General features: G+C 59.8%; 10 protein-coding genes and 1 pseudogene. 6 read left to right on the top strand and 5 right to left on the bottom strand.

The genetic code is table 11. The features are described 5' to 3' along the window. The first annotated feature begins 1 nt into the window (after nucleotide 1). Both KUA23_RS25345 and KUA23_RS25340 read left to right on the top strand, forming a co-directional pair. Nucleotides 2-1,465 carry an N-acyl-D-amino-acid deacylase family protein gene (locus KUA23_RS25345; RefSeq protein ID WP_078050163.1) on the top strand — a complete coding sequence of 488 codons (1,464 nt, stop codon included), beginning with the start codon at nucleotides 2-4 and terminating at the stop codon, nucleotides 1,463-1,465. Between the two features lie 29 nt (nucleotides 1,466-1,494). Beyond that, nucleotides 1,495-1,863, top strand: a complete 369-nt coding sequence (locus KUA23_RS25340; RefSeq protein ID WP_100492159.1) for a glyoxalase superfamily protein — start codon at nucleotides 1,495-1,497, stop codon at nucleotides 1,861-1,863. A gap of 179 nt (nucleotides 1,864-2,042) precedes the next feature. On the opposite strand, the gene KUA23_RS30475 is transcribed toward KUA23_RS25340, so the two are convergent. Next, nucleotides 2,043-2,906, bottom strand: coding sequence for a methyl-accepting chemotaxis protein (locus KUA23_RS30475; RefSeq protein ID WP_370636473.1), 864 nt, complete (start codon nucleotides 2,904-2,906; stop codon nucleotides 2,043-2,045). Further along, nucleotides 2,898-3,827, bottom strand: a pseudogene (locus KUA23_RS30470) (methyl-accepting chemotaxis protein); the annotation flags it as partial. The pseudogene KUA23_RS30470 and the gene KUA23_RS30475, both read right to left, overlap by 9 nt. 381 nt (nucleotides 3,828-4,208) lie before the next feature. On the opposite strand from KUA23_RS30470, the gene bamJ reads away from it, so the two are divergent. Next, nucleotides 4,209-4,826 carry a BamJ family beta-barrel-assembly machinery protein gene (gene bamJ, locus KUA23_RS25330; RefSeq protein WP_078050160.1) on the top strand — a complete coding sequence of 206 codons (618 nt, stop codon included), beginning with the start codon at nucleotides 4,209-4,211 and terminating at the stop codon, nucleotides 4,824-4,826. Between the two features lie 139 nt (nucleotides 4,827-4,965). Here bamJ and KUA23_RS25325 read toward each other — a convergent pair whose 3' ends face one another. The 3 genes from KUA23_RS25325 to KUA23_RS25315 all read right to left on the bottom strand — a co-directional run bounded on the left by KUA23_RS25325 (nucleotide 4,966) and on the right by KUA23_RS25315 (nucleotide 6,874). After that, nucleotides 4,966-5,223: a PA4570 family protein gene (locus tag KUA23_RS25325; RefSeq protein WP_003194088.1), complete on the bottom strand. Its 258-nt coding sequence runs from the start codon at nucleotides 5,221-5,223 to the stop codon at nucleotides 4,966-4,968. A 161-nt stretch (nucleotides 5,224-5,384) separates the two neighbouring features. Continuing rightward, nucleotides 5,385-5,726 carry a zinc ribbon domain-containing protein YjdM gene (locus KUA23_RS25320; protein ID WP_078050159.1) on the bottom strand — a complete coding sequence of 114 codons (342 nt, stop codon included), beginning with the start codon at nucleotides 5,724-5,726 and terminating at the stop codon, nucleotides 5,385-5,387. Between the two features lie 179 nt (nucleotides 5,727-5,905). Then, nucleotides 5,906-6,874 (bottom strand): polyprenyl synthetase family protein, encoded by a 969-nt coding sequence (locus tag KUA23_RS25315; RefSeq protein ID WP_057724030.1) that lies wholly within the window; start codon nucleotides 6,872-6,874, stop codon nucleotides 5,906-5,908. Between the two features lie 239 nt (nucleotides 6,875-7,113). Between KUA23_RS25315 and rplU the strand changes: the two genes are divergently transcribed. The 3 genes from rplU to cgtA all read left to right on the top strand — a co-directional run bounded on the left by rplU (nucleotide 7,114) and on the right by cgtA (nucleotide 9,137). Continuing rightward, the gene (rplU, locus tag KUA23_RS25310; protein ID WP_007950961.1) at nucleotides 7,114-7,428 is read left to right on the top strand and encodes a 50S ribosomal protein L21; all 315 of its coding nucleotides are present in this window, start codon (nucleotides 7,114-7,116) and stop codon (nucleotides 7,426-7,428) included. 34 nt (nucleotides 7,429-7,462) lie between these two features. Then, a complete protein-coding gene (gene rpmA / locus KUA23_RS25305) occupies nucleotides 7,463-7,720 on the top strand; it encodes a 50S ribosomal protein L27 (protein ID WP_003176049.1) in 258 nt (85 codons plus the stop codon). A gap of 193 nt (nucleotides 7,721-7,913) precedes the next feature. After that, nucleotides 7,914-9,137: an Obg family GTPase CgtA gene (gene cgtA, locus KUA23_RS25300; protein WP_078050158.1), complete on the top strand. Its 1,224-nt coding sequence runs from the start codon at nucleotides 7,914-7,916 to the stop codon at nucleotides 9,135-9,137. The last annotated feature ends 65 nt before the right edge of the window (nucleotides 9,138-9,202 follow it).

Here is a 9,202-nt window from a genome sequence, read left to right as displayed (position 1 = left end):
TATGAAGTACGACACGCTGATACGCCAGGCGCTGATCATTGATGGCAGCAACACCCCGGGCTATGTGGCCGATGTGGGATTGCGCGATGGGCGCATCGCGACGATTGGCGATTTGTCGGCGGCGGTGGCCGAGCATGAAGTCGAAGCGGCGGGGCGCGTGCTGGCGCCGGGTTTTATCGACGTGCACACCCACGATGACACGGTGGTGATCCGCCATCCGCAGATGCTGCCCAAGCTCAGCCAGGGCGTGACCACGGTGGTTGTCGGCAACTGCGGCATCAGTGCGTCGCCGGTGAGCTTGCGCAGTGATCCGCCAGACCCGATGAACCTGTTGGGCACGCGTGAGGCGTTCAGTTACCCGCGGTTTGCCGATTACCGTGCGGCGGTGGAGAACGCGCATCCGGCGGTGAACGTCGCGGCGTTGATCGGCCATACCGCGTTGCGCAGCAACCATATGGACGACCTGCACCGCACCGCCTCGGCGGATGAAATCGCCGCCATGCGCGCGCAGTTGCACGAGAGCCTCGAAGCCGGCGCCCTCGGTTTATCCACAGGCCTGGCCTACGCCAGCGCATTCAACGCCGAGACCGATGAAGTGCTGCAACTGAGTGAAGAACTCACCGCATTCGGTGCGGTGTACACCACTCATTTGCGCAGTGAATTCGAGCCGGTGCTTGAGGCGATGGACGAGGCGTTCATGATCGGCCGGCATGCCAAGGCGCCGGTGATCATTTCCCACCTCAAATGTGCCGGCGCCGGTAACTGGGGGCGTAGCCCGCAGCTGTTGGCGTCGTTGGAACTGGCGGCTAAAACCCATCCCGTGGGGTGTGATTGCTACCCCTATGCGGCGAGTTCTTCGACCCTGGATCTCAAGCAGGTGACTGACGCCTTTCGGATCACCATCACCTGGTCGACGCCGCACCCGGCGATGGGCGGGCGTGATTTGCAGGATATTGCCGCTGAGTGGGATGTTTCGTTGATGGACGCCGCACGGCGGCTACAACCGGCAGGGGCGGTGTACTACGGGATGGATGAAACGGATGTGCGACGGATCCTGGCGCATCCGTTGTCGATGGTCGGGTCGGATGGGTTGCCCGAGGACCCGTTTCCACATCCACGTTTGTGGGGTGCATTTCCACGGGTATTGGGGCATTTCAGCCGCGATGTCGGGCTGTTCCCATTGCATACCGCCGTGCACAAGATGACGGGCCTTTCTGCCGCGCGTTTTGGCCTGGCGGAGCGGGGTGAAATCCGCGAAGGGCACTGGGCCGACCTGGTGTTGTTCGACCCGTTGCGCGTGCGCGATGTGGCGGATTTCAAGGAACCGCAACGCGCGGCCGAGGGCATCGATGGGGTGTGGGTCAACGGGGTGTTGAGCTACAGCGACGGGCAGGCGAATGGTCAGCGGCCGGGTCGTTTCCTGGCGCGCAGTGGGGATTTGCGTCGGGGGTTTTCGTCTCTATAGTGGACGCTTATTTAGACGGAGCGGTTGCCATGCACTTAGGAAAAGTCACCCCCATCTTGCGGATCTTCGACGAGGCCAAGGCGTTGGAATTCTACGTCGACTTCCTGGGATTCAAGGTGGATTGGCAGCATCGTTTCGAGGCCAATTTTCCGCTGTATCTGCAGGTGTCGTTGGGCGACTGTGTGTTGCATCTGACGGAGCATCATGGTGATGCCTCGCCGGGTGCGGCGGTGCGAATTCAGGCGCAAGGCGTGGACGCCTATCAGCAGCAGTTGGCGAGCAAGGACTATCGGTATGCCAAGCCCGGGGTTGAGGAAACGCCTTGGGGATCGCGGGAGATGAGCATCAAGGACCCGTTTGGGAACCGCTTGGTGTTTGTCGAGGAAGGCGAGGGCTGAGGGGTAAATCGCAGGCAAAAAAAACCGCCTTGGTAGGGCGGTTTTTTTTGCAAACCCAGTTAGTGGCTGGGGTTGCGATCTCAAACGGCGCATTCGACCTGCAAGCCGATATTAACGCTGGTCATGTCACCACGCCAAGACCGAACGATGACCGACATGAAGGGGTTTCAGGCGTTTTATTACACCCGGAAATGACTGACCATCTGCTGCAATTGGCTCCCCAACCGCGCCAGTTCAACACTCGACTTGGCCGTCTCGTCACTCGCCGTAGCGGTCTGCTCCGACACATCCCGCACATTCACAATGCTGCGGCTGATCTCTTCAGCCACGGCGCTTTGCTGCTCGGCGGCGGCGGCGATCTGCTGGTTCATCGACTGGATATTCGACACGGTTCGGGTGATGTTCTCCAGCGACACACCCGCCTTGCGCGTCAGCTCGACACTGCTGTCGGTGAGGCTGCGGCTGTTGTTCATCACATTGGCCACTTGCTGGGTACCGTTCTGCAAGCCGGCAACCAGGCCTTCGATTTCCTCGGTGGATTTCTGCGTGCGCTGGGCCAGGCCGCGCACTTCGTCAGCCACCACAGCAAATCCACGACCGGCTTCACCGGCACGCGCTGCTTCAATCGCTGCGTTGAGGGCCAGCAGGTTGGTCTGTTCGGCCACGGCCTTGATCACGTCCATCACGCTGCCGATCTTGTTGCTCTCTTGTTGCAGGTGGGTCATGGCGTCGGTGGAACGTGCCACTTCAGCGGCCAGGCGCTCGATCTGGGCGATGGCCTCAGCCACCACCTTGTCGCCTGCGCGGGCTTGCCCGTCGGCATCGGCTGCCGCCAGTGAGGCTTGCTCGGCGTTACGGGCGACTTCCTGCACCGTGGCGGTCATTTCGTGCATCGCCGTAGCGACCTGATCGGTCTCGATCTTCTGGCTGTTGACGCCGGCGCTGGTTTGCTCGGTCACGGCCGACAACTCTTCGGCGGCGCTGGCGATCTGGGTCACGCCGTCGCGGATGCCGCTGATCAACTCGCGCAGGGTGGTGCCCATGCGCTGGATGCCTTGTTGCAGCACACCCAGTTCGTCCCGGCGCGTGACCTGGATGTTGTGGCTCAAGTCACCGGAGGCAATGCGCTCCACCACGGCCAGGGTGTCCTGGATCGGGCGAGTGATCTGGCGGGTGATGACCAGTGCGGCGATGATGCCCACCAGCAGGGCCAGCAATGTGCTGATCAACTGCAGGCTACGGGCCTGGGCGCTTTCGGTGTCGCGGCGAGTCAGTTGGATCTCGTACAGCTTGTCGCTGATGGTGACGATATCGGCACCCTGGGTGGTCATCTCGGCACGGGCGGTGACGATGTTGGCGTTGGCTGCCTTGTAGTTCTGCACGGCGCTGCGATAGGCACCCAGAGCCGTTTCCAGGGCGGTCAGTGCGCTTTGCTGGCTGGCGCCAAAGGCGGTGCTGAGGCCTTTCAAGCCGGCGATGGCTTTTTCAATCTGTGCGGCGGCGCGCGCTTCGGTCTCCGGGTTGACGTTACCGGTGTAGCCGCGCACTTCGTAGCGGGCCAACTGGAACTGCATCTTGGCGTCGGCCACGGCCTGGAACTGGGCCAGGTGCTCCGAGCTGTCGGGCATTTGCTTCACGCTGGCTTCCAACGCGTCGATTTGTGCGTTGGCGATATCGGCCTTGTCGCCCATCACCTGGCGCGAGGCATTGCCGTTACGGTAAGCCTCGCGCATTTTGTTCAGCGATTGCTGGTAAGCGGTGATGATGGATTTCTGCTCATTGAGCAGCTTGAGGTTCTCCGGGCTCTTGAAGCTGTCCAGGAGATTTTGTTGCTGGGCAGCGAAGGCATCCAGGTTGGTCTGTACGTTCTGGGCCACGGCTTCGTCGCCGTTGGCGAGCATGTATTGCAGGCGCACGATGCGCAGTTTGGTCAGCGACGCGTTGAGCTGGGTGATGTCGCTCATCCAGTTGCTACGGTCGATCAGGCCGCCCAGGCTGGTCCAGCCAGTGAGTGCCAGAATAGATGTGAGGACCAGTACCAGGCCGAAGCCCAGTCCCAGTTTGAGGTTGACGCTGATGTTACCGAACCAGCTATTCATCGAATGCTCCGCAAGAATGATGGGGTGTGCTGGACGGTTATTGATTTTGGAGCCAGCTGCTGTGTAGGGCTGTATCGGCGGCAGGAGGTGAATCTGAAATGCTATTTTGTCCCGGATGACAAAGTGCGCTACCGCAGTGGCCGTGGAGGGGGCTGATCATGGGCGGGGCTTGTGTGCTAGTCTGCTGGCCCTTTTAGTTTTGGGTAGCACGGGGAAACCAGTGTTGTCCTACAGCGGAGCCTCTTCATGTCCGAAGTTAATCTGTCCACCGACGAAACCCGCGTCAGCTACGGTATCGGCCGTCAGTTGGGCGACCAACTGCGCGACAACCCACCACCGGGCGTCAGCCTGGACGCGATCCTGGCCGGCCTGACCGATGCGTTCGCCGGCCAGCCAAGCCGCGTAGACCAAGAGCAAATGGCTGCCAGCTTCAAGGTGATCCGCGAAATCATGCAAGCCGAAGCGGCTGCCAAGGCTGAAGCAGCGGCAGGCGCTGGCCTGGCGTTCCTGGCTGAAAACGCCAAGCGTGATGGCATCACTACCCTGGCTTCCGGCCTGCAATTCGAAGTGCTGACCGCAGGTGATGGCGCCAAGCCGACCCGTGAAGACCAAGTGCGTACTCACTACCACGGCACCCTGATCGACGGCACTGTGTTCGATAGCTCCTACGAGCGCGGCCAGCCTGCAGAATTCCCGGTAGGCGGCGTGATCGCCGGTTGGACCGAAGCCCTGCAACTGATGAATGCCGGCAGCAAATGGCGCCTGTACGTGCCTAGCGAACTGGCTTACGGCGCTCAAGGCGTTGGTAGCATCCCGCCGCACAGCGTCCTGGTGTTCGACGTCGAGCTGCTCGACGTTCTGTAAGACCTGCTGATTACTGCGCCTGGCTTTATGTGGGAGCCGGGCTTGCCCGCGATGCCGGCGACTCGGTCTGATGTCTTACCGAGTTGATGCCATCGCAGGCAAGCCAGCTCCCACATAAAGCAGGTGCATTCAACCTCGCTCATGGATGGAACTTGCCATTCAGCTCCGTCGCCGGGCGCAACGCTCGGGCATAGCAAAACAGAAACAGATTACGCACCACCTCCTTCAACACCCCAGGTTCACTCGAGCTCAGCCCGTTGACGTCCAGGTCGCCTTGGTCCTGCAATTCGTTCAGCGCTTCTTCTTCCAGTACTGCACAGACTTCGCCGGTTTCCCGATGCAAGATCCGCAGGTAAGGGTGTGGGCGGTCCAGCCAGGCATCTATCAAATAAGTCATGGGTCGCATCTCCTTGATGGGTTTCAATGAGAATAATTCTTATTCGTAGAATAGCAAGTGCCTATTGGCGGTTTCTGGTTTTTTCTGTGTGGATATTGCGTTCGATCAATGGAGAGGGCGAAACGCCATCCCGCGGCGGGCGCGGGATGGAGGTAGCAGGTTCAGACTTTGCGCACGAACTCAGACTTGAGCTTCATCGGGCCGATACCGTCGATCTTGCAATCGATATCGTGGTCGCCGTCGCACAGGCGGATGTTCTTGACCTTGGTGCCCACTTTGACGACCAGGGAAGTGCCCTTGACCTTGAGGTCCTTGATCACGGTGATGGTGTCGCCGTCCTGCAGGACGTTGCCCACAGAATCTTTCTTCACGGTGTCGTCGCTGGCTGCTTCGGCCTCGCCATTGGCGGACCACTCATGGGCGCATTCCGGGCAGATCAGCTGGGCGCCGTCTTCGTAGGTGTATTCGGAATTGCATTTCGGGCAGGGTGGCAACGTGCTCACTAAAGCTCCTTGAGAGTCAGGATGGCTAAAAGTCGCACATTATATAGGGTTTTGCGGCGAGCGCGGGCGCTCAGTTGGTAATGCGCTTTAAACGTGGGAGCTGGCGTGCCTGCGATAGCGATGGTGAGTTCACTACCGTCATCGCAGGCACGCCAGTTCCCACATTAATCAGTGCGGGATCAGTGAGTACGCGCGACCGCAAACTCACTCAGCTCAACCAGGGCATCCCGGTATTCGCTGGCGGGGAGGGCTTCCAGGCATTTGATTGCACGGGCCACGTAGTCGCGTGCCAGTTGCGCGGTGTACTCCAGGGAGCCCGACGCTTCGACAGCGGCACGGATGGCCTCCAGGTCTTCGATCCCGCCTTTCTGGATCGCCTTGCGCACCAGGGCAGCCTGTTCCGGCGTGCCTTCGCGCATGGTGTAGATCAGCGGCAAGGTCGGCTTGCCTTCGGCCAGGTCGTCACCGACGTTCTTGCCAAGGGTTTCGGCGTCGCCCTTGTAGTCGAGCAGGTCGTCGACCAGTTGGAACGCCACGCCCAGGTGGTCACCAAAGGTGCGCAGGGCTTCGGCCTGTTCGGCCGTAGCGCCGCACAGCGCAGCGGCGCTGTGGGTGGAGGCTTCAAAGAGCATCGCGGTTTTGCCGCGAATCACTTCCATATAGGTTTCTTCGGTGGTGCTGGCGTCGCGGACCTTCGACAGTTGCAACACTTCGCCCTCGGCGATGATGCGGGTGGCCTGTGAAAGAATCTTCATCACCGGCATCGAGCCGAGTTCAACCATCATTTCGAACGAGCGCGAATACAGGAAGTCGCCCACCAGCACGCTGGGTGCGTTGCCCCACATGGCGTTGGCGGTCTCGCGGCCACGGCGCATGCCGGACATGTCGACCACGTCGTCATGCAGCAGGGTGGCGGTGTGCAGGAATTCGATAGTGGCCGCCAGCAGGCGCAGGTCATCGCCTTCGCGACCCAGGGCCTTGCCGCACAGCAGCACTAATAAAGGACGCAGGCGTTTACCGCCCGCCGACGTAATATAGTCGCCAATTTTGGAGACCAGCGGCACTTTAGACGTCAGCTGCTGCTTGATGATGCCGTCGACGGCGCTAAAATCGTCCGCGACCGCGCGGTAGAAAGCTTGGGGTTGCATCAGCGACAGTCGCTCCAGAAGGGTTGCGCGGCATGCTAGGACCCAGGCCCCGTAGTGTCAAGGCGCGATAGACGGCCTCTTGCAACACCCCGTTGCCTTGCGTACAATCGCGCACCCTGAACTTCCTGGGCAGCACCTGCCTTACGCAATTGCATTCGGGACGTCCATCCCATGCAGCCATGCCAGCCAATACCTCTTCTTATAAAGCGCTGGGTGAGCAGGATTATCGGAGAAATACCATGTCGTACGCAGTAATTGTTACTGGTGGCAAGCAATACAAAGTCGCCCCAGGTGAATACCTGAAGATCGAAAAACTGGAAGTCGCTACCGGCGAATCCGTTACTTTTGATCGCGTTCTGTTGGTCGCCAATGGCGATGACGTGAACATCGGCGCTCCAGTTGTTGCTGGCGCTACCGTTGTGGCTGAAGTGATCTCCCAAGGTCGTCACGATAAAGTCCGCATCATCAAGTTCCGTCGTCGTAAGCACCACATGAAGCGTATGGGCCACCGCCAGTGGTACACCGAGATCAAAATCACCGGTATTCAGGCTTAATTTCAGCCTAATTCCTCACTAGGAGAATTGACTCATGGCACACAAAAAAGCTGGTGGTAGTACCCGTAACGGTCGCGACTCAGAAGCCAAACGCCTTGGCGTTAAGATGTATGGCGGCCAGAAAATCATTCCGGGCAACATCATCGTGCGTCAGCGCGGCACCCAATTCCACGCCGGTTACGGTGTAGGCATGGGTAAAGATCACACCCTCTTCGCGAAAATCGAAGGCGTGATCAAGTTTGAAGTAAAAGGCGCGTTCAACCGCCGTTACGTGAGCGTTGTCGCAGCTTAATTGCGAGATCGCTGGAAAAGCCCTGTCTTGCGACGGGGCTTTTTCGTTTGTGGGGTGAGTCTCTTGCAAAGCTGTTTGTGATGGGCTCAAGCGCTGGATGTGCGGTCGTTGATTGAGGTCGCTGCGCTCATTTTTGCAAGAGTCTTATGTCTTGGTTTCTTAAGCTCGTCCGTGCGGCGAGAGGCGTTTTGTTATGAAGTTCGTTGATGAAGTTTCCATCCGAGTAAAAGCAGGCGACGGCGGTAACGGTTGCATGAGTTTCCGTCGCGAAAAATTCATCGAAAACGGTGGCCCCAACGGCGGTGACGGCGGTGACGGCGGTTCCATCTACATGATGGCCGACGAGAACCTCAACACCCTGGTCGACTACCGTTACACCCGGCACTTTGATGCCGAGCGTGGCTCCAACGGTGGCAGCACCGACTGCACCGGTAAAAAAGGCGAGGACCTGGTACTGCGCGTACCGGTCGGCACCACGATCATCGACTCCGCGACCCAGGAAGTCATCGGCGACCTGACCAAGGCCGGCCAGAAGCTGATGGTTGTGCAGGGCGGCTGGCACGGTCTGGGTAACACCCGATTCAAGTCCAGTACCAACCGTGCGCCACGCCAGACGACGCCAGGCAAGCCGGGCGAGCAGCGTGACCTCAAGCTGGAAATGAAAGTACTCGCCGACGTGGGCCTGCTGGGCCTGCCAAACGCTGGTAAAAGTACCTTCATCCGCTCGGTGTCGGCCGCCAAGCCGAAAGTTGCCGACTACCCGTTCACCACCCTGGTACCCAACCTGGGTGTGGTCAGCGTCGACCGTTGGAAAAGCTTCGTGATCGCCGACATTCCCGGCCTGATCGAAGGCGCTTCCGATGGCGCCGGCCTGGGGATTCGCTTCCTCAAGCACTTGGCGCGTACGCGTTTGCTGCTGCACCTCGTAGACATGGCGCCGCTGGATGACACCAGCGCACCGGACGCCGCCGAAGTGATCGTCAGCGAACTGACCAAGTTCAGCCCGGCCCTGGCCGAGCGTGATCGTTGGCTGGTGCTGAACAAGTGCGACCAGATCCTCGAAGAAGAGCACGAGGAGCGCGTCAAGGAAATCGTTGATCGCCTGGAATGGACCGGTCCGGTCTACGTGATCTCGGCCATCGCCAAAGAAGGCACCGAGCGCCTGACCCGCGACATCATGCGTTACTTGGAAGACCGCGCCGATCGCCTGGCGGCCGACCCGGTTTTCAAGGCCGAACTCGCCGAGCTCGACCAGCAGATCGAAGACGAAGCCCGCGCCCAGCTACAGGCCCTGGACGATCAGCGTGCCTTGCGCCGCAGCGGCGTGAAGTCGGTCCACGACATCGGTGACGATGATTGGGACGAAGAAGACGTGGATGATGAAGACGGTCCGGAAATCATTTACGTGCGTGACTGATCCGTTGCGATAAACTTGAACGCCGCTCCTTATAGAGCGGCGTTTTAGTATCCGGGTTTAACGTT

Source organism: Pseudomonas pergaminensis, assembly GCF_024112395.2.
GTDB classification, from domain to species: domain Bacteria; phylum Pseudomonadota; class Gammaproteobacteria; order Pseudomonadales; family Pseudomonadaceae; genus Aquipseudomonas; species Aquipseudomonas pergaminensis.
The sequence above is the reverse complement of the archived record's forward strand: the minus strand, read 5'-3'. Positions and strand labels throughout refer to the sequence as shown.